A 26114-nucleotide genomic window follows, 5' to 3' on the forward strand; every position below is an offset into this window, starting at 1 on the left:
ATGGCCGAGATCTCCGTCCCCGAATTCCGCACCCGCTGGCAGACCCTTCGCACCCGTTACCGGCACCTGTTCGGCGCCAAGGCCGCATTCGGCTTCACGGTGTTGGGGCTGCTGATCCTGACCGGCATCCTCGCACCCATCCTCGCGCCGCATGCCCCGAACCGGCAGGATCTCATGTCTGCCATGCTGCCCCCGGATTGGACGGGGCCGCATGTGCTTGGCACGGATCATGTCGGCCGGGACATCCTGAGCCGCATCATCTTCGGTGCACGTGTGTCGCTTGTCATTGCCCTTTGCGTGGCGCTGTTTGCGAGCGTCGCCGGCGTATTTCTTGGCATAGTGTCCGGCTATTTCGGCGGTCGGATCGATGGCGCGATCCAGAAGCTGGTAGAGATCACCTGGTCCTTCCCGCCGCTTATGCTTGCCATCGCCATTGTGGCCTTCATCGGTCAGGGATTGACGATCGTCATCGTTGCCCTGACGGCCCAACGCTGGATCCCCTATGCGCGGGTCACGCGGGCAGAGGCCATGGCGCTGAAGGAACGGGAGTTCGTCACCGCCGCTCGCGCGCTCGGCGCGAAGGACGGGTTCATCATCCGTCATCACATCCTGCCCAACGTCATGCTGTCGATCATTGTCATCACGACCTTCTCGATGGCCAACGCCATCATCGCGGAATCCTCATTGAGCTTCCTGGGCCTTGGCGTCCCGCCCACCATTCCGACCTGGGGGGGGATGTTGTCGGATGCGCGCTCCTACATCTCCAGCGCCTGGTGGATGGCGCTATTCCCCGGCCTTGCCATCTTTCTGACTGTTCTGGGCCTCAACCTGCTGGGGGACGTCCTGCGGACCCAGTTCGACCCGAAACTCAAATCGCACTGAAAGGCAAATACTGATGACCAAACGCTCTCACTTCGACACGATGGACGGGGCACGCCGTTCGCTGGTCTGCCAAACAGGTCAGTGGGTTCATTTCACCGGGCTGCAGCCCCGCAATCTGGACGGCGACATCAAGGAACAGGCGAAGGATGTGATCGCACAGCTCGACGCGCTGATGACGGAAACCGGCATCTCGCAGTCCGACCTGTTCAGCGTGACGATCTGGCTGAAGGACATGTGCTACTTTTCGGCGCTGAATTCCGTCTGGAACACATGGGTGGACGACACGAACCCCCCTGCGCGGACCTGCGTCTCCGGAGAGCTCTACCGACCGGATCTGCTTCTGGAGATCGTCGCCGTCGCTTACCGCCAGGAAGCCGCAGCATGAGTATTCGGAAAACCGGGCGCAAGGACAGTTGGGGGCCGAAGATTTTCCTTGGCTCCGCAGCGGGGGATATCGCATCCGTCTGCCTTACCGCGCCTGACAAGGCGGAAGGTTTCATCGGTCAGACACGCGGCATCCTGGGCGTAATCGACGAATTGATGGCGGAGATGGGCACAGACCGAAGCGCTCTCATCAATGCGCAACTCTGGATCGCCGACATGGCGGACTGGCCGGATTTCGTGACGGTCTGGAACGACTGGATCGGCGATGGCGAGGCACCGGGGCTTTCCGTGGTGCAGATGGCGGCCTCGCGCCGGGATTCTTTGCTGGAAATCCGCGCCTGGGCCCACCGCGCGGCTGCGTGACGGAGATAAACCGATGAGCGCACCCCTCCTGAGCATCGAAAACATGGTCGTGTCCTTTGGCGGACAATCTCAGCCCGCTGTGCGCGGAGTGTCTCTTGATGTCCACCGGGGCGAGATACTTGCGCTCGTAGGAGAATCCGCGTCCGGCAAGTCCGTCACGGTGAAATCGGTGATGCGTCTTATCGACTTTCAGGGAGGACGGATCACCGGCGGCCGCATCATCCTCTCAGGCAAGGAACCTGTCGATCTCGCGGCGGCCCCGGAGCCAGTGCTTCGGCGGCTCCGGGGCGCCAGGATTGCGATGATCTTTCAGGACCCGATGACATCGCTCAACCCGGTGATGACGATCGGTGCTCAGCTGACGGAGGCGATCCGCCAGCATGGCCGGGCCGCCGATGCGCAAGTCCGCGCGCTTGCCATGCTGGAGCAGGTCCGCCTGAGCGACCCCGAGCGCCGTATGGCCCAATATCCCCATGAGCTTTCGGGCGGCATGCGGCAGCGGGTGATGATCGCCATGGCACTGGTCTGTGAACCGGACCTGCTCATCGCGGATGAACCCACGACCGCGCTTGACGTAACGGTGCAGGCCGAGATCCTGGGGCTGATCCGCGGCCTCCAGAAGCAGAACGGAATGGCGGTGTTGTTCATCACCCATGACATGGGCGTCGTGGCAGAGATCGCCGATCGCGTTGCCGTCATGCTTCAGGGTGAAATCGTTGAGGAGGGCACGGTCCAGAAAGTGTTCGACGCCCCCCGTCACGCCTATACGCGCAAGCTGCTGGATGCTGCACCGAAGTTCCGGGAAGGCGGGACAGCTACACCCGTCGAGGTTGATCGCGCCGCGCCCGTGTTATCCGTCCACCACCTGACAGCCCGTTATCCTGTGCGCTCCCGCCTGCTCCGTCGTCATATCGCCAATGTTCATGCGGTGGAGGATGTGAGCTTCGATCTGCATCCCGGGGAAACGGTGGCGATCATCGGCGAAAGCGGCTGTGGAAAATCGTCGCTTGCCAAGAGCCTGCTGCGGCTCCTCCCCGTGGCCGAAGGGCGCGCCTTCCTGGCAGGGCGTGATCTCCTGACGCTGGAGGGGGAGCATCTGCGCGCCGCGCGCGCCGATATTCAAATGGTGTTTCAGGACCCTTACGCTGCGCTGGACCCGCGCATGTCTATCCGCCAGATACTGTCGGAGCCATTGCGTATAAGGGGCCTGCCGGTGGAGGGCGCCCTGCTGGAAGCGCTTATCGCGCGGGTCGGCCTGCCGGAGGGGAGCCTTGACCGTTATCCCCATCAGTTCTCCGGCGGCCAGCGCCAGCGGATCTGCATCGCCCGGGCGCTGGTCTTGCGCCCGAAAGTGCTGATTGCAGACGAACCTGTCTCTGCGCTCGATGTAGCAATCCAGTCGCAGATTCTCGATCTGCTGAAATCCTTCCAGCGTGACGATGATCTCGCCATGCTCTTCATCAGTCACGACATGGCCGTGGTGGAGCGTGTCGCCGACCGCATTGTCGTGATGTATCGCGGGCGCATCGTTGAGGAAGGTCCGGCCTACGCGGTGCTGGGCCAGCCCTCTCATCCCTATACACGACGGTTGCTTCAGGCGGTGCCGGTGTCACATCCTCGCCGACGGATGGACCGCGCACCGATGGGTGAGCCTACCCCTTCACCGATATTTCCGCTCGGCAGCACTCCCGCGCTCGGCTCATGGCGACAGATCGGGCAGGACCACCGAGTTTGGGAAGCATAGACCGACTGCTCAAGGGTCAGCCTGCCTGCCAGACGGCTGCGGGGATCCATTGACCCCCGTCCGGCATGAGGCCGGCCCCCCTCCCCTGCACGGGCGCGATGCCCTCAGATCGCCGCCGCCACAAGCGCGCTGGCCCCTGACAGGTCGCCGAGCTTCTCGCCTGCGGCAATGCGACCACGACTGCGGTTGGCGCACGCCTACCGGACAGTGGCCTCCTCCAACACCTCCGGCGCCTCCTCAGGCGGAAGGATCAGCACACCACAGTCATCCATGATGACAATATCACCCCGCACGACCGGCACATTGCCAAAGGAGAGCCTGCGCACCGTTGCCTCAGGTGCTCGACAGGATTGCCTTCCCCAAAGAAAGGTCTGCAGTGCCGAGAGCGGCGTTCAGGAAAGCCTGCGCGGCGCGGCTTACATGGCGTTCCGTGGGGCGGACGGCATGGAACATGCGGGGTGGCAGTGGAAAAGGAAGCTCGACCAGCCGGCCAGCGGCAAGCGACGCCTCTACAACCACGCGAGAGAGAGCGGAGATCCCTGCTCCCGCCTCCACCGCCGCACGCACGGCTTCGTTGGAGGGGAGCACCATCTCAATCCTCGGTGTCACACCGGCTGCTGCGAGCGCTTGTTCCAATATCGCACGGGTTCCCGAGCCTTTTTCACGAAAGACCCAACCCGCCCTGCCAGGATCCGCCACCGGCGACGAGGCGACGAGGACGAGCTGATCCATGGCGGCAGGCGTAAGTGTAAACGCAGGGGAGGACACTTCGTCCTCCACGAAACCGAGATCAGCCTCCCCTTCCGCGACGGCGCTTCCTGCGTCGTGGGTGTTGAGGATCCGCAAAGTCAGTTCGATCCCCGGGTGGGCGGCGTGAAAACTCTGCATGATCGGCGGCAGCCAGTAGTTTGCGACGGTCTGACTGGCGACCAGCCGCAACCGCCCGTGGTGCAGACCGGTAGAGGCTGCGAGGAAGGCTACCGCTTCCTCGGCCCGTGCAACGACCGTGCGTGCTTCGGGGAGGAAGCTCCGCCCCAGATCAGTCAATACGATCCCCCGCCCGACTCTGTCGAAAAGCCGAACATCATGGCGTTCCTCCAGCGCTGCGATGGCGGCGCTGGTGGCGGACTGCGTGAGGTTCAGCGCACGCGCGGCCTCTGTCACATGCTGGCGTTCTGCGACGGCAATGAAAATTCGTAACTGTTCCAGGGTCATCTTTCTTCCTCTGCGTGATGAAGCGCCCTGCCCCGCAACGGGCGTAAACTATCATCGATAAAATAGATCATTCGAACAAGTTTAATCCGTTGGATTGGTGATCCCGGTGTCTTTATCTCCGCCGCAGGACCCAAAAGGACAGACGAAACGATGCGCACCGTGACATCCACCTTCCAGCCGCTCAGCCGCCTCGACAGCTCTCGGGAAGTGGTTCGGCAGTTTACGCCCAACTGGTTCGCGGTAACGATGGGCACAGGGATCCTCGCCGTCGCCCTCGCCCAGACGCCGTTTCGCGCGATGGGAGAGGTTTTATGGGTAGCCAATATCGTCCTTTTCAGCCTTTTCACCGTGATCTACGCCGCTCGGTGGGCCATCTTCCCCGGCGAGGCAAAGCAGGTCTTCAACCATCCGGTCATGGCGATGTTCTTCGGTTGCATCCCGATGGGCCTCGCAACGATCATCAATGGCTTTCTCATCTATGGCGCGCAACGTTTCGGAGCATCCGTCTTTATCGTGGCCGAGACACTGTGGTGGATAGACGTGGCGCTGGCAGCCCTCTGCGGCGTCGCCATACCCTACATGATGTTCACCCGGCAGAGCCACTCGATGGAGCAGATGACTGCGGTTTGGCTTCTGCCAGTGGTAGCGGCGGAGGTAGCGGCCGTTTCCGGTGGGTTACTTGCGCCCCATGCGGTAAACGGGCTGACCGTTCTTTGGGTCTCTTACACACTCTGGGCGCTTTCGGTACCGATTGCGATGAGCATGCTGGTCGTCTTGCTGCTGCGGCTCGCACTTCACAAGCTTCCGCACGCGTCCATGGCGGCGTCAAGCTGGCTGGCTCTGGGTCCGATCGCCACTGGAGCCTTGGGGCTGATGACCCTCGGTCAGGTAGCGCCTGATATCCTGACAGCCCATGGTCTGGACCAGTATGGTGCCGCGGCCTCAGGTATTGGCCTTATCGGCGGGGTCATGATGTGGGGCTACGGGCTGTGGTGGTGCGCGATGGCATTGTTGATCACCTGCCGCTATCTGCGAGATGGCCTGCCGTTCAACCTCGGTTGGTGGGGCTACACCTTTCCAATCGGGGTCTATGCCCTTGCGACCCTCAAACTGTCGGTTCTGCTGCCGATTACCGCGATTGGTCTTTTGGGATATTCGATGGTCGGTCTGCTGGGGGTGATATGGGTCATCGTTGCCGGGCGGACGCTCGCTGGCGCATGGCGGGGGGAATTGTTTGCTTCTCCATGCGTGCCAAAGTGAAAAATTTTAACACCTCGCGGTAGGGAAAGTGCTTTCGCCTAAATGGCTTAGGCCGGAAAGACGCTATCGATTTCGCTCGGGGCGTGATGAATGACCGTTTGTTGCGGCAATTCAAATCAAAGAAAGAAATGATCACGCTTAGAAGGTTTATATTGAAGTTAAGCAGTTACAGCGAAAAATCAGGCCCTAATATGATGATAACGAATGACTATTTCCCGGGCTTCGTTCCCGAAGGATCGATCATACGTTCCCGATATGTCGATGTGCTCGTTCCCGATGTGTCGGGGCACTGTTCCTGAAGTGCCGAAACCCGTTCCCGATGTGTCTACGACTCCGATTTTGCGCGTTCCTCGCGCATTGGTTTGAATCACTTTTGATGCCTCTCCGCCGTGAGAGCTTCAATTGCGGGGTGTTGTTGGCTGATGATCGAGTGTCCTGTCGGAGGACCGCGGAGGCGCACGACACTTCGGGAACGCTCAGCGAAGCAGATGCCGGTTTTGTTCGTGGTATTTGCGCACGAAGCCGATGAAGGCTGCTTCTGGATTGGTGGGCGCGCGGCCTGCGGCCTCTGCTACCCAAGCCTGAAACTCGCGGAGCAAAAAGCCCAGGTCCCATCCGGGGCATTCGGATCGCAGCCGCTTCGTCGTCTCATCAGAGAGATCATAGACGGAGCTTAGTGTCTTCGGACGTGCACGCGTATCGATGATGACCTGGGCAATCTTGTCGGGCTGAGACAGGCGGCGCATGCGCAGCATAGGTTCTCCTCGCGCCGCATGTTCGACGGCGAGGGCGTGACCCGGAAGTTCGTTCTTGTCAGCTATGCGGAGCAATTCGAACTTGAAGCGGCGGTATTGACCCTCCGCGCCCGATTTTTCGAACAATGTCGGAAAGGAGATCGCGAAGCCCTGCTCGCCTGCCCCCCCCGCATGCTTGCGTGCGACCCGGTAAAGCCAGCGTTCCCGCCCGCCCGTGATCGCGAAATAAGCTCGCTCTATCGACAGTACACCGCCTGTCATCAAAACGCCTTCGTAAAACCAGTTGGACAGTTCAATCGTCATTCCCCGACTGCGCCCTGTCCGTTCATCTACGAGTTGGGTCCACCCATCCAGCCAGGAAAAAGTCGCCTCACGCCGGTTCTCCGCGCGGATATTTGTCTTTACCGTCGTGGCTACAAGCCTGTCGAGCGCCTGCCCCATCAGCTCATAGGCACGCCCGGTAGTGGGCCGCCCAATGGAACGGAGCAAATCGTAAGGCATAAGGTCGAGCTTCCGCGGGATATCGTTGATGCCGCGTCGCGCCATGTCGGCCAGGACGCTGGCGCAATAGATCAGGATATCGGCGTCCCAGATCGTGGCCATGCCGTAGTCCGGGTTGGCGGAAACATGAACCCAGAGCTTTCCGTCCGGGCTGCGATAGTCGATGGGTTTCGTACGAATCGACTTGGCGAGACTGAAGAACGGGCGCTCCATCATTTCCCGCTGATCCCGCAGGGGCAGGTCGGCGATGTAGGGTAGAAACAGATCGAACTGTTCCGGTCCACGGTTGCTTCGGGAGATGGTCATCGGAAGTTTCCCCGGGGAAATTTCTTGCGAAAGAGGCCATGAAAAGTTTCCCCGGGGAAACTTTTCGCAGCGGACATCATTTCAGATCGAAGCCACCCGACTCCAGCTGATCAAGCGCTTCCATAAGCGCCCCGGCAAGCTCTTCGCGACTTGCACCCGAACCGGAATGGAGGCGGAGCGTGATGCCCTGACGGCTCACCGATTGAACAGAAAGCGCCGGACGCCCGAGGCCGGAATTGAACACCAGCGGTCTGCTTCGTGCGCGGGAGGTTTCTTCGCGAGGGGCAGCCATCAGCCGGGAGAGCACATCGGAGGAGGAGAGCGCCTCCCTTCGCGCATGGCGCCGGTCATCTTGCTCCTTGGCGATCCGAAGCGCCTCGGCGCTGATGGCTCTGAAGGCGTCCCTGCCATTCAGGGCCTGCGCAAGGCTGTATGCCGGTTTGAGCTGGATGTCGTCCACGGAACTGAAGGCCGCAAGAATGGAGTCGGGAATGGCCGCCACGCGCAGCATCTTGGACAGCCAGCCTTCCGATACCCGAAGCCGCTCCGCCATTCGCTTCTGTTTGCCGCCATAGTGACTGGAAAGGGCGGAAGCGTAATTTCGCGCACGTTCCAGATCAGAAATGTCCCGGCGCGCCCTGTTTTCGATGTCCGCGAGACGAAATGCCGCCTCATCATCGAGCATCGCAACTTGTGCGAGAAACTGAATTTCCGGGTAGGAATGAGCCCTTAACCAGCTGATGGACCAGTGACGGCGGGTTCCTGCGATGACTTCATAATCATATGCGGGATCGTCGCTGACATGCCGCACCACCGCCGGAACTTTCTGTCCCCCCTCCGCTATCAGCGATTCGATGAGATCAGCGCAGTTTTCTTCGGTCAGCCGGTCATAACGCCGCGCATTACCCGACCAGACGCGCACGCGAGAAGGGTCGAGGAGAAGCTGCGTGACCTGCTTGACCTCCCCGGACTGCACGCGGGCGAGGGCGGATTCGCGACTCAGAAGCGTGCTGGGACGTACCCTTTCGGTGGCAGGGGAGGGGTCGTTGCTACCAAGCAGATCGGCCAGATAGTCGCTTTGCTTTCGCGCCATTTGTTTCCCCCTCAGCCCGCCGCGTAGAGAATATCGGCCTCATCAGCCGGGGTGATCCGCCCCCAGCCATGACGGACGAGCTGTTCCACCTGAGACAGCGTCTCATCCAGATTGGCGCGGCAACGCTTGTGGGTCTTGGCGGTGCCGATGGGTTTCTCGAGTTCATAGACCGTCATCATACGGAGCGCAGCATGACTGATCTCCGCAGACTCCAGAATTGGAACAGGGATCAGCGCGGGGCCGAAGGTCTGCTCCATGATGGTGCGGATCATGGCATGGGAGGGGTCGTTGCTGTCGAACTTCGAGCAGATCAACCGCACGAAACTGTAGTCCACGGAAATACCTGCACCGTCGAGCTGTTGCAGGACCTGATCCATCATGGACAGGAATTGCACCGTGGAGCAGAAGTCGGGCGTGGTTGCAGCCAGTGGGACAAGAAGCGCATTCGCCGCCTGCATCACCGCGAGCGAGATGGTGCCCAATGCCGGCGGCGGATCCAGAATAACGACATCGTAATTCTTGGAAAGGTCTATAAGACCTTGTTTAAGCTTGCGAAAACGCAAAGGCAGCACGGATTGGCCGTCCGAACCCGCAGCGGCGAGCTCATACTCCACATCAAACAGTTCAAGGTTCGACGGTATCAGGTCCACGTTCGGCCATGGCGTCCGCTTGACGGCGTAGTTGAGCGTGGCCTCCGTCGGATCGATGGAAAGGTAGGGGTAGAGCGTTTCGTTCCGCTCGATATTGAAATGCGGGTTGAAGCCGAACAGCGTCGTCGTGGTGGCCTGGCTGTCGCAGTCAACCACCAGCACACGATATCCCTGAACCGCGAAATAATGTGCAAGATGTGTGGTTACGGTGGATTTTCCGACACCACCCTTGAAGTTCTGCACCGCAATGATGGCCGGCGTGTCATCGGGGCCGCGGCGGGGGCTGGCACCGAGCACGTCCCGCATGTTGAGCAGTTGCTCGATGGAATATCCTGGCCGCCGACCGTTTTCAGACTGCGGGGGAGGGGGGAGGCGCCCGTCTTCCTCCGCCATGCGGATGCGGTTGGTGGAGCATCCCAGAAGCTGCGCCGCCTCCGCGATACCAATGCGCAGGTTGAGACCCTTGCGACTGCCGGGCAGGAACGCCTTGCGCCGCAGGCGTTCGATCATCCGCTCGCCCGACGTCGCCAGATCACCGATCTGGCCAATCACTGCATCCATGAATGTCCCCGCCGTGGATTATGAACGTTTGTTGCGAATAACATCCCACAACTCATTCAATACCGCAACGATTTCCGCGCCCTCCTCCAATCGGATGAAAAAGAGCGCGGAGAGGATCGGGGGGTTGGCTATTCCCTGCCTATCACCGGGAATTTGGGCTCCTCATCCACGATCAGACTGAAGATATCGGGCCGTGAGTAGTGACCCACAACGTCGAAGTCGTATTTTCCGCGCGCGATGTCATCCATATCGACCTCTGCAATGAGCGTCGCCTCCTCTCCGTAAACCGGACCGGCGAGGATTTCGCCCAGCGGGTTCACGATGACAGAGCCGCCACGCATGAGCACGGTTTCTGGATCGTTGCCCTGAATCGGGATATAATCAGCGGGGAAGGCGGCGCGAGTGATATATTGGCAAGTGCTGAAGACGAAGCACCGGCCCTCGCGCGCGATGTGCCGCATACTCGCGGTCCAGCCATCGGAATCATCGGCGGTGGGCGCACAGTAGAGTTGTATGCCCTTGCCATACATCGCCATGCGCAGCATCGGCATGTAGTTTTCCCAGCAGATGACAGAGCCGAGCCGCCCGATCTCCGTCTCGAAGACCGGCAAGGTGGAGCCGTCGCCAAATCCCCAGATCAGCCGCTCCATCGCGGTTGGCATGAGCTTGCGGTGCTTGCCGAGCAGCCCCTCCTCCGGCGAGAAGAACAACACCGTGCAGTACAGTGTGCCACCGTCGCGCTCTATCACGCCGATCACCATATGGACCCGCGCCTCCCGGCAGATCTCCGCCAGCCGGTCGGTATGAGTGCCCGGCACATCGATGGCGCTGTCGAAATAACGCAGAAATGCGTCACGCCCCTCGGGCAGGCGTCCGCCCACCCGTGCACCGAAATCGACACCCTTTGGATAGGCGGACACGAGCGCCTCCGGGAGCACGACCAGTTCGGCCCCCTGCGCCGAGGCAGCGCGGACATGCTCGCCTACTTTCTCCACCGTGGCGGAGGCGTCGAAGGGTACAGAGCCGATCTGAATGACGGCGGCCTTGATTTTCATGATGTCTCCCCGTGATCTCCCGTTCCCGGTGCGACGTTAGGCGGCGCGTTGCCGAGATTCCACCCCCCTGATTCCCGTGGCCGAACGCGCCCGATGACGTAAAAAAGTCGGAGGACGCGGTGCAAGGCCACGCGATTCTTTGACATTTCAGAACTGCATGCGATGCTTTCCGACAGCTAGGGGGGACCGAGCCATGTGCGAAATGTTCGCGAAGCAGGATCCGGCACGTTATCAACCCATCACCCGTCGGCTCAGGCTGAATGGACAGAGCACCTCGGTGCGGCTTGAGGCGGCCTTCTGGGCGATCATAGATGAGATCGCGGCCGATCAGGACATTTCCGTCAGTGCCTTCCTGTCCACCCTGCACAGTGAAGTTCTGGAGCTTTACGGCGAGCCTGCGAATTTCACGTCGCTGCTCCGGTGCTCGTGCCTCGTCTTTCTGGAGAAACGTCAGGCCGGGCAGGGCAGGGACATGAACCGCGCCGCCTGATCCGCTGACCGGCTCCGGCGCGCGGGGCCTTATGGCCCTGATCAGGACTGCGACCGCCCGGGGCCTACAAAAAATCCCGGCGGGTAAGATGATACTACCCCGGCCCGGTCGAAAGCGGTTTTCCTTACTTGCGAGGAGAATGACCATGGCGAAAATGATCCATTCCATGATCCGGGTGATGGAGGAGGCGCGGTCTGTCGATTTCTACCACCGGGCCTTCGGGCTGGAGTTGGTGGACAAGTTGGATTTCGACAGTTTCACGCTGCTTTATCTCGCGAATGCCGAAAGCAGCTTCGAGCTTGAGTTGACCGTGAACAAGGGGCGGGAGGAGCCCTACGAGCGCGGCAACGGCTATGGTCATCTGGGCGTTTCCGTCGATGATGTCGTCAGCGAGCACGCGCGGTTGACACAACTTGGCCTTGCGCCCCGCAAGCTGGTCGATTTCGCGCCCGGGGGCGAGGTGATCGCGAAATTCTTCTTCATTCAGGACCCCGACGGTTACGAGATCGAGGTGCTGCAGCGCGCCGGTCGCTACCTGTAATGAAGGCCCGCCGGGGTCCACCCCGGCGGTAGGCAGCCCCGGAGGAGGGGGCGACCCGAGGAGGAGGAAAGACCAATGACGACTAGCCTGACGGCTGTCTCTCCGCATGGCCTGCGCCATGCGGGACTGACCCGGCGTGCCCTGCTCGGGCGCGCCGTGGCGGCGGGGGCCACGCTGATGATCGGTACGGGGTTCGTGTCCGGCCGGGATGCGGCCTGGGCGCTGGAGACGCAGGTGCTGAAACCCGAAACCATGGCGACCCTGATCCAGATGGCGCGGGACATCTATCCGCACGACCGTCTGGGAGACCGGTTCTACGCCCTCGCGGTCAAGGGTTATGACACGGCGGAAAAGGCGCCCGGTGTGGAGGCGGGGGTGCAATTGCTCAACGATGCGGCAGTGGGGCAGGGGCTTACCGGCTACCTCAACGCGGGTTGGGAGGAGGAGCGCGTCGCGGTTCTCAGGGTGGTGGAGCAGACGCCGTTCTTCCGACAGGTGCGCTCCGGCCTCGTGACGGGGCTTTATAACCAGAAGGAGATATGGCCGCTCTTCGGCTACGAGGGAGAAAGTTTCTCCAAAGGTGGTTACATCGACCGCGGTTTCGACGACATCGACTGGCTGTAAGGGGAGGGCGCAATCATGGTGGATACAGCGAAATACACGCATGACGATGCCTCCGTCGTGGTCATCATCGGCTCCGGCGCGGGTGGCGGGGTGCTGGCCAACGAGCTGGCGCAGCACGGCGTGAAGGTCGTCGCGCTGGAGGCGGGCCCACGGCTCCTTCCGGCAGATTACATCAACGACGAATGGGACAGCTTCACGCAGTTGAGCTGGGGAGAGCCGCGTTCGACCTCCGGCTCATGGCAAGTGGCAAAGGATTTTCCCGACCTTCCCGCCTGGATCGTAAAGGCGGTGGGCGGCACGTCGATCCATTGGGCGGGCGCCTCGCTCCGGCTGCAGGAGCATGAGTTCAGGGCGCGCAGCACCTATGGGCGCGTGGACGGGGCGAACCTGCTGGACTGGCCGATCACCCGGGGCGATCTGGACCCGTATTATGACCTGGCCGAAAAGAAGCTGGGCGTCACCCGCACCAACGACTTTCCTGGTCTGCCTGGCAATAACAACTTCAAGGTGTTGGAGAAGGGGGCCACTGCTGCAGGCTACAAGGAGGTTTCCACGGGCCATATGGCCATAAATTCGGTGGACAACGACGGACGGCCACCCTGTCAGCAGACCGGCTTTTGCTTTCAGGGCTGCAAATGGGGTGCGAAATGGTCCGCCGCCTATACCGACATCCCAAAGGGTGAGGCGACGGGGCTTCTGGAGGTGCGCGACCAGTGCCGCGCGACCCGCATCGAACACGATGACCAAGGCCGCGCGACCGGTGTGCGGTACATTGACCGTGACGGAAAGGAGCAGGTGCAGAAGGCCCGTGTGGTCTGTCTTGCCGCCAACTCCCTCGAAAGCCCGCGCCTGCTGCTCGCCTCCGCTTCCGAGATGTTTCCCGATGGGCTGGCGAACCGCTCGGGTCAGGTGGGACGCAACTACATGCGCCACACCACGGGATCCGTCTTTGCGGTGTTCGAGAAGCCGGTGAGGTTCTGGCGCGGCACCGTCATGGCCGGGATCGTGCAGGACGAGGTGGGTCACAAACCGGAGCGGGGCTATGTCGGCGGCTATGAGATGGAGACCATATCGCTGGGCCTGCCCTTCACCGCCGCCTTCGTCAATCCGGGCGGCTGGGGGCGGAGCTTCACCTCCATTCTCGACGATTACGACAAGCTGGCGGCGCTGTGGATCGTGGGAGAGGACATGCCACAGGAGACCAACCGGATCACGCTGAACCACTCCGTCAAGGACAAGTTCGGCCAGCCCGTCGCGAACGTGCATTACGACGATCACCCGAACGATGTGACCATGCGCAACCATGCCTATGCGGCGGGCGACCGGATCTATCGGGCCGCGGGGGCGGTGCGGACCATGCCGGTCCCGCCCTATCCCTCCACCCACAACCTTGGGACCAACCGGATGTCGGAGAACCCGCGCGACGGGGTGGTGGACAAATGGGGCCGGAGCCATGACGTGCCGAACCTCTTTGTTTCCGACGGTTCGGTCTTCACCACATCGGCGGCGGAAAACCCCACGCTGACCATCGTTTCGCTGGCAATCCGTCAGGCGGAGCATATCGCGGGGCAGTTGAAGGCCAACGCAATCTGACATGGGGGGCGGCGGTGACTCCCGTCGCCCTTTCCTCATGAGGCGTTTTCACGCTGTATTCACCTCACAATTCGGCATATTGAGAGGTGAACAACAAGGCGAAACACCTCATGCCCCATATCTGGCAATCCCCATTCTGGCCGCAGTTCACCTATGATCCCGCGGCCGTGGAGCTTGCCCTTGCCGGTGCGCAGGAGGCATTGGGCGAGGCGCAGGGGCTGCAGGCCGGCCTGTCCGGCGATGATCTGGAAAATCTGCGGCTCGGCCAGATCGTGCAGGAGGCCCTGTCCTCCTTCGGAATAGAGGGCGTCACGCTGAACGCCGCCGAGATAGAGGCCTCCGTCATCGCGTCGCTTCGCCACCGGGAGCGGGCAGTTCTGAGCCGTCGCTCCGATGCGATCGTGGCGCTGATGCTTGCCGCGCGGGAGGCAACCGGCCCGTTGACGGAGGAGGATCTCTTCGAGTGGCACCGCCTGCTGTTCTACGGGATGGAGGTGGAGGACAAAGGCGGCTGGCGGCGCTTCGATATCGAAATCGTGCGTTCCGCCGCAGCGGGCAAACAGGAAGTGCTTTATGCCGCACCGCCGCCGGATCGCGTCGCCGACGAGATGCGTGGTTTCCTCGACTGGCTCGCGCAGCCAAGGCCGCTGCCCGTGCCCATTGCCGCTGCTATCGCGCATCTCTGGTTCGAGTCGATCCACCCCTTCTCGGACGGCAACGGGCGCATCGGTCGAGCAATTATCGAACATGTCTTTGCCACCGGGCGTGCCCTGCCATTCTCGCTCTCGCGACAGATCGAGCGGGAGAAAAAAGCCTATTATCAGGCGCTCCAGGCAGGACGTAGGGAAGGGGAGGGGGCCGTGGACGCCACGGCCTTTGTCCTGTGGTTTCTCCGCTGCCTGCAAAAGGGCGCTGAGGCAAGCCGGGAAGAAGCACGCTATCTCCTCCGCCGCAACGCCTTCTTTCTTCGTTACGGACCCGCGCTTTCCCCCCGGCAACGTCACGCGCTTGAAGTGGTATTCGCGCAAGGCCCGAAACGCGTGGCTGCTGGGCTCAGCGCCCGGAGCTACCGCAAGATTACCGGCGTTTCAGCCGCAACCGCCACCCGAGATCTGACTGCTCTCGAACGTCAGGGAGCCCTTGTTCGTTCCGAAGCGGGCGGACGGGCAGTGACTTATGCGATGAACCTGTAAGACCGCAGTGAATGGCAATGGCGAGACCAAACATCTCACTGCCACCAGGGCAAGTCGTGCGGACGGCAATCAGGTCAAGCACACCTTGCGCCAGACTTCTGGGCACGGGGTCGGACAAATATGCGCTGGCGGCCGCAGGGGTAGAGTAAAGCGCGACAGGACCGGTTGGGGGGTCTGACAAGCAAATGGCGGAGGTGCGATCAGCGGTTTGCGCTGCTCGGGCAAAAAGGCGACTTCGGAGCCTGAAACGCATATAAGCGCCTCTGAATCGTAAGCGCTGCATCTGACCACCGAACTCAAGGCTCCACTTAGCTCTTCAGGGTGGTACAATGGCGCGACGGCGCGACGCGCCCTTGGATCGAATTCAATCATTGATATTATTTGCTTTTAACACGAGGTAGTTACGGAAACTGAACTGCCCCGGGTTTGCTGGAGGCTGATTTTGGTTAGTTACGCGGCCATGGGTTCAGTTTCCAGAGCTGCGTGGAAGTTGGCCTCGGCTTCTGCTGGCGGGATGTTCGCGATGGGCTCGAGGAGCCGGCGGTTGTTGAGCCAGTCGACCCATTCTAGCGTGGCATATTCGACAGCCTCGAAGCTGCGCCAGGGGCCACGGCGGTGGATGACCTCGGCCTTGAATAGGCCGTTGATCGTCTCGGCCAGCGCGTTGTCATAGCTGTCGCCGACGCTGCCGACCGAAGGCTCAATGCCTGCTTCGGCAAGACGTTCGGTGTAGCGAATGGATAGGTATTGGGAGCCCCTGTCGCCGTGGTGGACCAGCCCCGTGCCCTTGGCCGGGCGGCGCGAAGGTCGTGCGTATAGCTTGTCAGGCTGGACGTTCTTCCGCGTTTGGACGCCAGGTGATCAGGCGGCGTTCGGCGAAATCCAGAATCTGGTCGATGATCAGAACGAAGATCGCCAGAATGATGATGCCCGCAAAGACGCCTACGGCATCGAAGTTCCCTTCTGCCTGCGCGATCAGATAACCGAGGCCCGCGGACGACCCAAGGTACTCGCCTATGATCGCACCGACGACCGCGAAGCCGACCGAGGTACGCAACGACGACAGGATCCAGCTCGCCGCCGCCGGGAAATACACGTGGCGCAGCAGTTCTCCCTTTTTCGCCCCAAGCACGCGGGCATTGGCAAGAACCACCGGGTTGACCTCGCGCACCCCCTGCATGGCGTTGAAGAAGGTCACGAAGAACACCAGCGTGACGGCCAATGCGACTTTTGACCACAGGCCAAGCCCCAGCCACAGCACAAAGATAGGCGCAAGGACCACGCGCGGGACCGCATTCAGTCCCTTGATGAAGGGATCGAGAATGCGGGCGGAGGTTCGGCTGAGGCCCAGCCAGACACCCGCCGTCACACCAAGCGCGGTGCCGATGATGTAGCCCAGCACAGTCTCTGTCAGCGTGATGCCCACGTGCCTGTAAAAGCCCACGTCGGAAATCCAGCGGACGATCTGGCTGCCGATCTCGAACGGCGGGGGAAAGAAAAAGCGGTCGATGATACCGGCGCTGACGCCCATCTGCCAGCCGCCGACAAGGACCACCAGAATGACCAACTGGATCAGACGGACACTATTTGCGTGCATAGCTTTTCTCCACCTCGCCGCGAAGCGACGCCCAGATGTTCTTGTAGAGTTCGAGAAAACGCGGATCGAGCTTGATTTCCGCCACGTCGCGCGGGCGTTCCAGATCGACAGGGAAACTGTCGATCACCCGGCTGCGCGGTCCGGCTGCGAGGACGACGACGCGGTCACCCAGAGCGATCGCCTCCTCGAGGTCATGGGTGATCATGACCACGGCGCGGCGCTCCTCCTGCCACAGCCGCAAAAGCTCGTTCTGCATGAGGTGGCGGGTATGGATGTCCAATGCGGAGAACGGCTCGTCCATCAGAATAACCTTCGGTCCGGTGATCAGCGCCTGCGCCATTTGCACGCGCTTGCGCTGACCGCCGCTGAGCTGGTGCGGATAACGATCCTCGAACCCTTTCAGACCGACCTTCGCAAGCCAGTTCATCGCCCGCTCGCGGCGCTCCGCCTTGGCGATGCCGCGGAACATCAGGCCCAGTTCGACATTTTCGATGGAGGTCTTCCACGGCAGCAGGGCATCCTGCTGGAACAGATAGCCAATATCTGCGCCGACATTGGTGACGGGCGCGGCATCAATCGTCACACTGCCCTTCGCGGGTTTCAAGAGCCCCGCGATGGCATTCAGGATCGTGCTTTTTCCGCAGCCGGTCGGACCGACAATGGCAAGGAACTCGCCATCCGCAACCGTGAGGTTGACATCGTCCACAGCGATGAATTCGCCGAACGCCATCCGGACATCTTTCAGCGCCACCATCGACCTGGCCGCCTGCGCGGCATTGTCTGGATATTGCACTTGCTTGAGAGCGGCCAACGCCATTTCCTCCTCCTTAGTTCGATTTGGTTGCGGGGACCGCTTGGACGAATTGATTGGTGTAGGTCTTCGTCAGGTCGATATCGGCGCGGGCGACGGAATCGTTGAAGGTGCGCAGGATCCGCAAGGGCGTCTCGACATCCGCTTCGTTGAACAGTCCGTCCGTGGAAAAGATCGCCTTCGCATTCTCAACAGCCTGGATATAGGTCGCACGGTCGCCCGAAATGTATTCGTTGGGCAGTTTCCCCACGATCTCCTCGGCGCTGTGTTCGCTCATCCATTGCAGCGCGCGGACCGTAGCGTTCGCCACCTTCTGGATCGTCTCCGGGTTTTTGTTGATGTAATCCTGCGTCGCGTAGAGGACGGAGGTCGGATATATGCCGCCATAGACCTCTGTCGCGCCTTTATCGCTGCGTGCGTCGATCAGGATCTTGCCGACGCCTTTCGCCTCGATGAAGGTCGCGGCAGGGTCGTAGTTCACCAGCAGGTCGATCTTGCCCTGCTCCACCGCAGCCACCGCAGCCGAACCCGAACCGACGCCTATGATGGCGATGTCATTTCCGGTCATGCCGTGCTGTTGCAGGTAGTAGCGAATGAAGAAGTCCGAAGACGACCCCGGTGCTGTGATGCCGACCTTCAGGCCCTTGATGGTTTCGGGGTTCGCCGGATCAAAGGTCGTGTTGTTGCCCCCCGCCAGCACAAGGCCGGAATTCCGTGCGAGTTCGACAAAGCCGACGACGTGCTTGTTCTGCGCCTGCATCTGTATGGTGTGGTCGTAGAAGCCGACGGCGATATCGGTGGACCCCGCTACCAGTGCCTGCAACGTCTTGGACCCGCCCGAGGCGAAGTTGTCCACCGTCACGTCAAGACCTTCGTCCTCGTAATAGCCCAGGCCCTGAGCCACCGGGAACGGCAGGTTGTTCAGATTATACGACCCGACGCTCATCCGCACTTCCTGCGCCAGCGCGGGGAATGCCAAAGCGGTGGAAGCGGCAAGCGCCATCATCAAGGTTTTCATGGGTATCTCCTCCAATGGGGCGCCCTCCCGGCGCCTTTGTTCATGCTGCGATCTTGTCAGCCTTTTCGGGTTTTGCATAAACGACGCCATCGAACAGACGCCGCGCGGTCCGCAGGACGCCAGCGATCCTCTGGCCGTCGCGTTCGTCCAGTTTGATGTCGAGTCCCCCGCTCGGATGTTCGATCCGCAGGACCGTCGGGATCGGGCGATCCCCGATCAGCGCCGCCGCAACCGTACCAGCAGATGTCGCAGCGGTTGCAATGCCAATTGCGCCTGTCGTCGCGAGCGAGGGATGGCATTCATGGGGCATGAAATAACGCACGTTCAGGTCACCCCCCTGCCGCGCGGGCGAGATCAGCACAGGCTTCGGGGTCACCTGTTGCGTCACGTCGCCCATGCCCATCAGGTGGCCCGCCTCAAGGCGGATGGCTTCGATGCGCCGCAGTAGCGCGGCATCGGCGTTCAACGCGTCTGCCGTCTCATAGCCAGTCACGCCCAGAGCGGCCGCATTCATCAGCACCATGGGCATCGCGCAGTCGATGCAGGTCACATCCACGTGGCCGATGTGGTTTAGCGGCATGCCGGTTGGGAAAAGCTGGCCCGTCCGCGCACCGGCGGCATCGAGGAAGGTCAGCGCGATCGGGGCCGCATGACCCGGAACGCCGTCGATCGATGCATCGCCCATATAGCACACCTTTCCGTTCGGGGTCGAAAGCTCTGCCTCGATGATCTTGCCGGTGTTGACGTTATGGATGCGCACCAGCGTCTTGCCGTCGGTGCCGGTGACAAGCCCCGCCTCAATGGCAAAGGGCGCGACCGCGGCCAGCATGTTGCCGCAATTTGGCGAGGTGTCGACGATCTGCTGGTCGATCCGCACCTGTGCGAACAGATAATCGACATCCGCTCCGGCGACAGAGGCGGGGCTGATGATCGCGACCTTGCTGGTGACGGGATTGCCGCCGCCGATGCCGTCGATCTGCAAGGGATGGCCCGAACCCATCACGGAAAGCAAAATCCGGTCGCGTTCGGCAACATTGGACGGCAGGTCGGAGCCGAGGAAAAACGGGCCTTTTGAGGTTCCTCCGCGCATCAGCACACAAGGGATGGGTTGAAGATCGTTCATGTTGCGCGCCCTCCCGAACTGTTGCATCTAGAAGATCAACCAACGCGTCCATTGCTTATGTCGGGATAACAGCGATATGTTAAATGCCAATATCGGGTGTTTTATTGCGCTATGAACATCAATTGCGAAATGCTGGACCTGCGCGCCTTTCTTTCCGTCGTCGATCTGAATGGCTTTCACCGGGCTGCAGAGGCGCTGAACCTGTCGCAATCCGCGCTCAGCCGCCGCATCCAGAAGCTTGAGGCCGCCGTCGGCGCCCCCCTGCTGGAGCGCACGACGCGGCAGGTCTCCCTGACGGCGATTGGCAGAGAGCTGATCCCGCTCGTGCGCCGGATGCTTGAGGAGTTCGACTCGTCGCTGTTTGCCGTGCGCGAGCTTGGACGGCAGAGCGGCGCGCTGGTGACCATCGCCTGCATCCCGACGGCGGCGTTCTACTTCCTGCCGACGGTCATCAAGGAATTCACCAAGGTCTATCCGAATATCCGCTTCCGCATTCTCGATCTGACGGCAGTTGACGGGCTACAGGCGGTGGCGCGCGGCGAGGTGGAATTCGGCATCAACATCATGGGCAGTTCCGACCCGGATCTGGACTTCGCGCACCTCGCAGATGACCCGTTCGTGCTGGCGGCGCGGCGCGACCACCCTCTTGCAGCCAAGGAGGCGGTGAGCTGGGGTGATCTCGGATCCTATCCTCTCATCACGGTGCACCGGTCGAGCGGCAACCGGACGCTGCTCGACACGGCGCTTGCCCGACACGATGTGCAACTACGCTGGACCTACGAGGTCACGCATCTCTCGACGTCACTGGGCCTTGTGGAGCAGGGCCTCGGCATCTCGGTCCTGCCGAAGCTGGCGACGCCATCGGGAAACCATCCGTTCCTCGTGACGCGGCCGCTGACCGGCCCCGAGATTTCCCGGCCGATCGGTGTCGTACGCAGGCGCAACGCCAAGCTTTCCCCCGCGGCGGGACGGTTTCTGGAGATGCTGCTGGGAACATGGACCGATGATCGTTGAGGATGTGCTGGCCAGTCACCGAGCAGGCGCGCCTGCTCCCTTGTCGCGGGCCCGGTTGCCCATCTGGAATTGAACACGCCTTCTTCCAAGAGGTAGAGGGAAGATCGCTGTCCCCCGTGATGGCGATGCGATTACACGGAGAGATAAGCGACTTTTAGATCGACCGCTCACGTCAGCTTAAACAGTGCCTCAGTCCGGGTCGCAACCATTCTTGACCATGGAAACAAGGAACACGGCGAACATGGCGAGGGGCTTGTGATACAAGGAGATGGAAGTCCAACCGCAGTTTTCCAGTCTCCGCACCTGGATTGACGACGACCCTGTCTGACCTCTGGATGTTGGCACGAGCGTCTTGAGGCTCCCGGGCGAAGTTATGGGTGAGGCGGGATAAGCCGGCCGTTCAGGGGACAGTCGGCCGCGGCGCAAGACAAGGCCGGCGCGGTGGGTTCGCAACTGCTCTTAGCCCTTAGCAGGCTGCTGAAGAAGGCTTTTTGGTCTGTGCGGGAGCGGAAATCGTTCGCCATCTGACGAAATCCCGCCGGAAATCCTTATACTTCCGGGCATTTCCGGGCCGATTTTCCGATTTCCGGCGCATAGACATGACACTTCAGGACTTTTTCAGCAGCCTGTTAGAGAGAGAACGTTTGACGGTCGCGTCCCTGACATAGCTGTTCCTCCTCTCGACCTGACATTGGTGGACGGATGGTTGGGCTTGGTGAGCCGGTGATCGATCCCGTTTGCCTCTCGGCTCATGTCGAAGCGCATCTGACGCGACCGGGTGGCGTTGGGTTGCGTGGCAACCTGACCGCCATTGTCGGTCAGGATCGGAGGGATACCGCAAAGCACAGCGGGTGGCACATGCGCCGGAAACTCCCGGACGGTCCGCCTGTCGGTCGTGTCCACGGGTTGGCGAACGGCGAACCAGCTGGTACGGTCACTGGCCCCGAAGAACGACAGCTTTCCCGTTGGTCTGCCTTGTGGGTGGAAGAAGCGGACGGAGGCGCCTGAACCGCTACCGCCCCGGCTTGTCGCGGTCCACTTCCGGATGGCGCGCCCATGGTGTATCAGCCGCCGATGCAAGGCCGATCCCATGTCAGTGCGCTCCCCGCGACCAACGTGTCCCATGGGGTCTCCTTCCGGGCCGCAGAAGGGATCAAGTCGTGGGAGCAAACAGGGGGACCGCCTCTTCCCGAATGGGATGCGAAGGCACGCTGACCTCGGCGGAGGCGATGGTGATGCTATGTGAAGGGGCCGTCGCGGGGCCTGCGCTGCGGCGAGGCAGCGCGCGCGGGCCGGCCATGTTCCGCCCGCCGGCCGAGGCAACCGTGCGCGGCGTTTGACGGGTGGTCGAAGGTGAGCCTAGCATCCACCATCGTCCCTTGGCCGATGTGAGATCATGGATCCCCATCCTACCGCCACGCCGACCCGCGTCACGCGCCGCCGTGTTCTGCAAGGTACCACCGCGGTCGCCGCGCTGTGGATCCTGCCGCCCTTTGTCTGGTCTTCAGCGGCGCAGCCCGCGCCCGATGCGCTGAACACCGATCCGCTGGATCCGGCCGCCGCCGATGCCTCGCCCGCGCAGGCCTTTGCCAGCCACCGCGCGCGGGCCAGCGGCATCGCCCGGTCCTTCGCCATGGACCACCCGATCGCCGGCTTCACCGGCGAGGCCGACGAAGACAAGACCATCGCCCTGATGGCCCATTGCCAGGCCGTGCGCGACGATCCGGGCTTTGCCGCCCCCGGCGAGCCGCCGAGCGCGGAACTGCTGCCGCAGGTGCTGCGTCGGCTGAACCGGGGCGACGGCGAGATGGGCTCCCGGCGGGATTACGACATGGCGGTCAAGGGGCTGATGACGCTGGCCTACCGCTATGCGCCCGAACTGGCCGGGCCGGGCGATGCCGGCACGCTGGCGGAGCGCGCCCGGCAGGCGCAGGATTTCATCCTGGACAGCCTGATGCCCGAAGGCTTCGGCGGCGCCCATCCCGACAATATCGAGATCTACAAGCTCGTCTCCGACCCGGCGAGCGTCGGGCTGCATGTCGCCATTCCCGGTGAGCCGGGCTTTGCGCTCTCGCTCCTCGATCCCGCGCCGGAGACCGAGAACCACCTGCTGATGATCGAAAGCTCCCGCTACCTCGTCAACCAGCTCCGCCATCAGCGCACGGGCGATCAGCGCTTCGACAACCGCCGCAACGGGCTCGCCCTCTGGCTCACGCGCTATATGCAGGTGATCGCCCAGCACGATTTCCTGGAGTTCAACGCCCGGCCCTACCAGCGTCTGGCGCTGCACCCGCTGTTCAACCTGCAGGATTTCGCCGGCGATGACGAGGTGAGGGCGGGCGCGCAGATCCTGCTCGACTACACGATGATGAAATTCGCCGTGTCCAGCACGCGGCTGCGCCGGGTGACGCCGTTCCGGCGGCTCCAGCACCGGATCGACCATCAGGCCAACCCGCGAAACGACCTGTTCGACCTCTGGGGCGATCAGGTGGCGGGCATGTTCGGTGCGATCACCGGTATGACGGAGCCGGCCCCCCGGCCGGCGCCCGGGCAGCCGTTCCGGCCCGCCGCCTTTCCCGCCAGCCTGCGCACCACCGCGCTGATCGCCGGGCTATCCGATTACCGCCCGCCACCGGCGGCCTATATCGTCGCGCTCGACCCCGCGGTGCCGAAGGCCTTCCACGTCTTCCATCACGGCCAGCGGCCGGAGTTGCGCGCCGCCGGTGAACTGGCCGAACCGGGGCGGGAGGTCTATTACCGCTCCCCCTCCTTCCTGATGAGCGGGGGCGGATCGTTCCTGAACAGCGGCTATGGCCGGGACGAGATCGACTTCTTCAAACAGGCCTGGGAACAGACCTCGCGCGCGCAGGCCACCACGCTGATCCCCGCCCGGGCGGAGGTGATGTTTCACGATCTGATCCGGTTCGAGCCCTATCCCGATCCCCGCGTCGATCCCTATGCCGACGACCCCGACGACCCCGACACGATCCGCGCCACCTCGGTGAACCTCGGGGTCGCGCGGGGCTTCATGGCGGGTGCCAACCTGCGGCCCGCCGACAAGAAGACCGTTCTGGAGCAGACCTCCGCCGACGGGCCCTCGCTCGCGCTCCACAACGGTACGCTGTTTGCCGGCTGGAAGGGCGCGGGCAACGACAACCTCAACGTCGCGCGGGTGCAGGCCACGCGCAAGCTCGGCATCGACGGGGTGGAGGGGCTGAGCTGGGTGCGCCCGCTGGCCGACAGTTCCCGCTTCACACCGGCGCTGGCCTCCTTCGGCGGGGTGCTGGTCATCGCCTGGACGGGCACCGGCGAGGGGCGGCTGAACATCGCCTTTTCCGAAGATCACGGCCAGAGTTTCAAGGGCAAGGTCACTTTCCGCGACACCAGCGAACACGGGCCCGCGCTCGCCGCCTCCAATGGGCATCTCTACATCGCCTGGACAGGGACGGGGCGGGGCCAGCTCAACGTCGCGCAGGTACCGGTGTTCGCCGCGCCGGTGGATGGCTTCGGCACGCTGCTGAACAAGGTCCAGCTGGAGGAAACCAGCCAAGCCGCCCCCGCGATCGCCAATCATCAGGACCGGCTCTATCTGGCCTGGACCGGCACCGGGGAAGGCGCGCTGAACCTGCTCGTCTCGCGCGACGGGCGGGCCTTCCTCTCCGAAACCAATCTGAAGGACACGAGCGACAAGGCCCCCTGCCTTGCCTCGCACGAGGGGCGGCTCTTCCTCGGCTGGAAGGGGACGGGGGAGGGCAAGCTCAACGTCGCGCCGGTCACGCTCCTTGGCACTACCGCCGGGGGCTTCGGCATCGAGGGGATCGGGGTCAAGACCACACTGGGCGAACGCAGTGACGATGCCCCGGCGCTCGGCAGCGTGGACGGGATGCTGTGTCTCGGCTGGACGGGGCTGGACGAGGAATACCTGAACCTGCGTGTTTCGGTCGATGGCACCTTTCCGCCGCCCGCCCGCTGGACCTTCGTAGACAAGACGGACCTCGGCTTCTGGCTCGCGATCTACCGCGCACCGGTGGCCGAGCCAGACCAGCTGGAGGAACCATTGGACGACCTTGGTTTCGTCTATGCGGTGGAGGCGGCTGACATGGCAGCGCAGGGGATCGGCTTCGCCGCCTTTCGCGACCGGACGCTGGCGCAGAACGGCCACTTGCCCGACCGGCTGGCCTATGGCGGCATCTATCGTTTTGCCGCACCGGACGGGCGCGCCTTCACCGTCTGGTTCGAGATGACCGGTGCGAAGGACAATCCCCGCGTGCAGGAAGAGGGCCGTGTCATCGAATCCTTTGCAGCGCTGCCGCTGGTTTCCGGCGAGTTCATGAACGCGCCCGGCGGGCATGACGGGTTGATCGAACTGCGCCATCCCGGCTGTGACGCCCCGGTGGTACTGGATTTCCGCAATGCCGATGTGCCGACCCGCACCGAGAACCGCGCCGCCTGTCCGCAGCCCTGGATCGATCGCGCCCTGGCCGCGATGACGCTGGCCCGCGCGCTGGAGCAGCAGGGGCGAGCCGTCGTCGCGGCGGCGACCCGGGCCGAGGGGCTGCGGCTTTACAGCGCACTCCTTGCCGAGGCACCGGCAGCGGGCCCCTTGCTCGCCCCCGGCATGATCGAGGCGCTGGCCGCCATGGGCGTGGATTTCAGCGTGCCGGAGACCGATCTGCGCGACTGGCTCGGCGATGCCACTTACACACCATATCCGGCGGTTGCGCAGGCACTGCTGCTGACAGGCCGGCGCTTCACGCGGCCGGTCTATCTCGACGTGATTGTCTGGCAATATGAACATGCGCCGGACACGCCCTCCCCCCGCAAGGTCGAGGATATACGCGCCGAACTGCTCGGGGCCGCAGCCCTCGCAGCCTCGAACGAGCGATATAACCGACAGGACACCACTTTCGACGCGATCACCGCCCCGATCTAGCGCAGAAAAACTCCGCCGGTCGAACAGAGAGGCGCTCCCGCAGCGCAGCCTGCTTTGGAGACGACATCATCGTTGAGGCAGCCGTTTCGGGAGAACTCTGACCAAGGCCACGAACGGGGTCTTGAGCGGAGGAGCCGCCAGTGACCGATCGCCAGATACGCGGAGCTTTCGTCTCGCGCAGCGGGGCGGAGGAGTGCAATGGTAGAGGTCCGCACGTGGGTCAGCCGGGGTCTGCCAGGTCACGGCCGAACGCGGGCGTTCGGGTGTTGTAGTCGGGGCCTAGGTTGTGATCCCCGCGCCGGGTTTTCCTGAGGCTCCAACTCGTGAGTAGGATGGAGCATCATGAGCAAGACGGCGAACAAGTTTTCCCCTGAAGTGCGTGAACGGGCGGTGCGGCTGGTCTTCGAC

21 protein-coding genes and 1 pseudogene are annotated in these 26114 nt (G+C 62.5%); 12 read left to right on the forward strand and 10 right to left on the reverse strand.

Annotated elements, in window-relative coordinates; genetic code table 11:
• The 4 genes from CDV49_RS10515 to CDV49_RS10530 are packed head-to-tail and all read left to right on the forward strand — an operon-like array spanning window position 1 to window position 3373.
• Window positions 1–882, forward strand: a complete 882-nt coding sequence (locus CDV49_RS10515) for an ABC transporter permease (protein ID WP_088215488.1) — start codon at window positions 1–3, stop codon at window positions 880–882.
• Window positions 883–895: 13 nt separating this feature from the next.
• Window positions 896–1267: a Rid family hydrolase gene (locus CDV49_RS10520; protein WP_088215489.1), complete on the forward strand. Its 372-nt coding sequence runs from the start codon at window positions 896–898 to the stop codon at window positions 1265–1267.
• Window positions 1264–1629, forward strand: coding sequence for a Rid family hydrolase (locus CDV49_RS10525; RefSeq protein ID WP_088215490.1), 366 nt, complete (start codon window positions 1264–1266; stop codon window positions 1627–1629). Before CDV49_RS10520 ends, CDV49_RS10525 begins: the two co-directional genes overlap by 4 nt.
• A gap of 13 nt (window positions 1630–1642) precedes the next feature.
• Window positions 1643–3373: an ABC transporter ATP-binding protein gene (locus tag CDV49_RS10530; RefSeq protein WP_088215491.1), complete on the forward strand. Its 1731-nt coding sequence runs from the start codon at window positions 1643–1645 to the stop codon at window positions 3371–3373.
• A gap of 197 nt (window positions 3374–3570) precedes the next feature.
• On the opposite strand, the gene CDV49_RS20880 is transcribed toward CDV49_RS10530, so the two are convergent.
• Together CDV49_RS20880 and CDV49_RS10535 are read right to left on the reverse strand one after the other, a co-directional pair.
• Complete coding sequence (locus CDV49_RS20880) at window positions 3571–3699, reverse strand: hypothetical protein (RefSeq protein ID WP_256947310.1); 129 nt, start codon at window positions 3697–3699, stop codon at window positions 3571–3573.
• Window positions 3700–3706: 7 nt separating this feature from the next.
• Window positions 3707–4588 carry a LysR family transcriptional regulator gene (locus CDV49_RS10535; RefSeq protein ID WP_088215492.1) on the reverse strand — a complete coding sequence of 294 codons (882 nt, stop codon included), beginning with the start codon at window positions 4586–4588 and terminating at the stop codon, window positions 3707–3709.
• 150 nt (window positions 4589–4738) lie between these two features.
• Between CDV49_RS10535 and CDV49_RS10540 the strand changes: the two genes are divergently transcribed.
• On the forward strand, window positions 4739–5848 hold the full coding sequence (locus tag CDV49_RS10540; protein WP_088215493.1) for a TDT family transporter: 1110 nt from the start codon (window positions 4739–4741) through the stop codon (window positions 5846–5848).
• 476 nt (window positions 5849–6324) lie between these two features.
• Here the strand turns inward: CDV49_RS10540 and CDV49_RS10545 are convergent, their stop codons facing one another.
• The 4 genes from CDV49_RS10545 to CDV49_RS10560 all read right to left on the reverse strand — a co-directional run bounded on the left by CDV49_RS10545 (window position 6325) and on the right by CDV49_RS10560 (window position 10769).
• The gene (locus tag CDV49_RS10545) at window positions 6325–7410 is read right to left on the reverse strand and encodes a replication initiator protein A (protein WP_088215494.1); all 1086 of its coding nucleotides are present in this window, start codon (window positions 7408–7410) and stop codon (window positions 6325–6327) included.
• A gap of 76 nt (window positions 7411–7486) precedes the next feature.
• The gene (locus tag CDV49_RS10550) at window positions 7487–8503 is read right to left on the reverse strand and encodes a ParB/RepB/Spo0J family partition protein (RefSeq protein ID WP_088215495.1); all 1017 of its coding nucleotides are present in this window, start codon (window positions 8501–8503) and stop codon (window positions 7487–7489) included.
• A gap of 11 nt (window positions 8504–8514) precedes the next feature.
• Entirely contained in the window at window positions 8515–9714 is a 1200-nt protein-coding gene (locus CDV49_RS10555) for an AAA family ATPase (protein WP_088215496.1), read from the reverse strand.
• Window positions 9715–9842: 128 nt separating this feature from the next.
• Window positions 9843–10769, reverse strand: coding sequence for a carbon-nitrogen hydrolase family protein (locus CDV49_RS10560; protein WP_088215497.1), 927 nt, complete (start codon window positions 10767–10769; stop codon window positions 9843–9845).
• Between the two features lie 193 nt (window positions 10770–10962).
• Here CDV49_RS10560 and CDV49_RS10565 point away from each other — a divergent pair, with 193 nt between their 5' ends.
• The 5 genes from CDV49_RS10565 (at window position 10963) to CDV49_RS10585 (ending at window position 15210) form a co-directional block, all read left to right on the forward strand.
• Entirely contained in the window at window positions 10963–11259 is a 297-nt protein-coding gene (locus CDV49_RS10565) for a ribbon-helix-helix domain-containing protein (protein WP_088215498.1), read from the forward strand.
• A 145-nt stretch (window positions 11260–11404) separates the two neighbouring features.
• Complete coding sequence (locus CDV49_RS10570) at window positions 11405–11800, forward strand: VOC family protein (RefSeq protein WP_088215499.1); 396 nt, start codon at window positions 11405–11407, stop codon at window positions 11798–11800.
• 75 nt (window positions 11801–11875) lie between these two features.
• The gene (locus tag CDV49_RS10575) at window positions 11876–12424 is read left to right on the forward strand and encodes a Twin-arginine translocation pathway signal (RefSeq protein WP_088215500.1); all 549 of its coding nucleotides are present in this window, start codon (window positions 11876–11878) and stop codon (window positions 12422–12424) included.
• 15 nt (window positions 12425–12439) lie between these two features.
• Window positions 12440–14017, forward strand: coding sequence for a GMC family oxidoreductase (locus CDV49_RS10580; RefSeq protein ID WP_088215501.1), 1578 nt, complete (start codon window positions 12440–12442; stop codon window positions 14015–14017).
• Between the two features lie 110 nt (window positions 14018–14127).
• A complete protein-coding gene (locus CDV49_RS10585) occupies window positions 14128–15210 on the forward strand; it encodes a Fic family protein (RefSeq protein WP_088215502.1) in 1083 nt (360 codons plus the stop codon).
• A 450-nt stretch (window positions 15211–15660) separates the two neighbouring features.
• On the opposite strand, the pseudogene CDV49_RS21085 reads toward CDV49_RS10585, so the two are convergent.
• From CDV49_RS21085 to CDV49_RS10610, 4 genes and pseudogenes are all read right to left on the reverse strand, one after another.
• Window positions 15661–16807: pseudogene (locus CDV49_RS21085) on the reverse strand (ABC transporter permease subunit).
• Complete coding sequence (locus CDV49_RS10600; RefSeq protein WP_088215504.1) at window positions 16794–17624, reverse strand: ABC transporter ATP-binding protein; 831 nt, start codon at window positions 17622–17624, stop codon at window positions 16794–16796. Before CDV49_RS10600 ends, CDV49_RS21085 begins: the two are co-directional and overlap by 14 nt.
• 10 nt (window positions 17625–17634) lie before the next feature.
• Entirely contained in the window at window positions 17635–18636 is a 1002-nt protein-coding gene (locus tag CDV49_RS10605; protein WP_088215505.1) for an ABC transporter substrate-binding protein, read from the reverse strand.
• Between the two features lie 40 nt (window positions 18637–18676).
• Complete coding sequence (locus CDV49_RS10610; RefSeq protein WP_088215506.1) at window positions 18677–19759, reverse strand: 4-oxalomesaconate tautomerase; 1083 nt, start codon at window positions 19757–19759, stop codon at window positions 18677–18679.
• Window positions 19760–19870: 111 nt separating this feature from the next.
• Here CDV49_RS10610 and CDV49_RS10615 point away from each other — a divergent pair, with 111 nt between their 5' ends.
• Both CDV49_RS10615 and CDV49_RS20700 read left to right on the forward strand, forming a co-directional pair.
• Complete coding sequence (locus CDV49_RS10615) at window positions 19871–20773, forward strand: LysR family transcriptional regulator (protein WP_088215507.1); 903 nt, start codon at window positions 19871–19873, stop codon at window positions 20771–20773.
• 1396 nt (window positions 20774–22169) lie between these two features.
• Window positions 22170–25706: a hypothetical protein gene (locus tag CDV49_RS20700; protein ID WP_218821937.1), complete on the forward strand. Its 3537-nt coding sequence runs from the start codon at window positions 22170–22172 to the stop codon at window positions 25704–25706.
• Window positions 25707–26114 lie beyond the last annotated feature (408 nt).

This window comes from Haematobacter genomosp. 1 (assembly GCF_002196855.1).
Lineage (GTDB): Bacteria > Pseudomonadota > Alphaproteobacteria > Rhodobacterales > Rhodobacteraceae > Haematobacter.

What these genes read in the sequence shown, in the direction of transcription:
- CDV49_RS10515 (WP_088215488.1), top strand. Translation starts at nt 1, where the DNA reads ATGGCCGAGATCTCCGTCCCCGAATTCCGCACCCGCTGGCAGACCCTT.
- CDV49_RS10520 (WP_088215489.1), top strand. Translation starts at nt 896, where the DNA reads ATGACCAAACGCTCTCACTTCGACACGATGGACGGGGCACGCCGTTCG.
- CDV49_RS10525 (WP_088215490.1), top strand. Translation starts at nt 1,264, where the DNA reads ATGAGTATTCGGAAAACCGGGCGCAAGGACAGTTGGGGGCCGAAGATT.
- CDV49_RS10530 (WP_088215491.1), top strand. Translation starts at nt 1,643, where the DNA reads ATGAGCGCACCCCTCCTGAGCATCGAAAACATGGTCGTGTCCTTTGGC.
- CDV49_RS10535 (WP_088215492.1), bottom strand. Translation starts at nt 4,588, where the DNA reads ATGACCCTGGAACAGTTACGAATTTTCATTGCCGTCGCAGAACGCCAG.
- CDV49_RS10540 (WP_088215493.1), top strand. Translation starts at nt 4,739, where the DNA reads ATGCGCACCGTGACATCCACCTTCCAGCCGCTCAGCCGCCTCGACAGC.
- CDV49_RS10545 (WP_088215494.1), bottom strand. Translation starts at nt 7,410, where the DNA reads ATGACCATCTCCCGAAGCAACCGTGGACCGGAACAGTTCGATCTGTTT.
- CDV49_RS10550 (WP_088215495.1), bottom strand. Translation starts at nt 8,503, where the DNA reads ATGGCGCGAAAGCAAAGCGACTATCTGGCCGATCTGCTTGGTAGCAAC.
- CDV49_RS10555 (WP_088215496.1), bottom strand. Translation starts at nt 9,714, where the DNA reads ATGGATGCAGTGATTGGCCAGATCGGTGATCTGGCGACGTCGGGCGAG.
- CDV49_RS10560 (WP_088215497.1), bottom strand. Translation starts at nt 10,769, where the DNA reads ATGAAAATCAAGGCCGCCGTCATTCAGATCGGCTCTGTACCCTTCGAC.
- CDV49_RS10565 (WP_088215498.1), top strand. Translation starts at nt 10,963, where the DNA reads ATGTGCGAAATGTTCGCGAAGCAGGATCCGGCACGTTATCAACCCATC.
- CDV49_RS10570 (WP_088215499.1), top strand. Translation starts at nt 11,405, where the DNA reads ATGGCGAAAATGATCCATTCCATGATCCGGGTGATGGAGGAGGCGCGG.
- CDV49_RS10575 (WP_088215500.1), top strand. Translation starts at nt 11,876, where the DNA reads ATGACGACTAGCCTGACGGCTGTCTCTCCGCATGGCCTGCGCCATGCG.
- CDV49_RS10580 (WP_088215501.1), top strand. Translation starts at nt 12,440, where the DNA reads ATGGTGGATACAGCGAAATACACGCATGACGATGCCTCCGTCGTGGTC.
- CDV49_RS10585 (WP_088215502.1), top strand. Translation starts at nt 14,128, where the DNA reads ATGCCCCATATCTGGCAATCCCCATTCTGGCCGCAGTTCACCTATGAT.
- CDV49_RS10600 (WP_088215504.1), bottom strand. Translation starts at nt 17,624, where the DNA reads ATGGCGTTGGCCGCTCTCAAGCAAGTGCAATATCCAGACAATGCCGCG.
- CDV49_RS10605 (WP_088215505.1), bottom strand. Translation starts at nt 18,636, where the DNA reads ATGAAAACCTTGATGATGGCGCTTGCCGCTTCCACCGCTTTGGCATTC.
- CDV49_RS10610 (WP_088215506.1), bottom strand. Translation starts at nt 19,759, where the DNA reads ATGAACGATCTTCAACCCATCCCTTGTGTGCTGATGCGCGGAGGAACC.
- CDV49_RS10615 (WP_088215507.1), top strand. Translation starts at nt 19,871, where the DNA reads ATGAACATCAATTGCGAAATGCTGGACCTGCGCGCCTTTCTTTCCGTC.
- CDV49_RS20700 (WP_218821937.1), top strand. Translation starts at nt 22,170, where the DNA reads ATGGATCCCCATCCTACCGCCACGCCGACCCGCGTCACGCGCCGCCGT.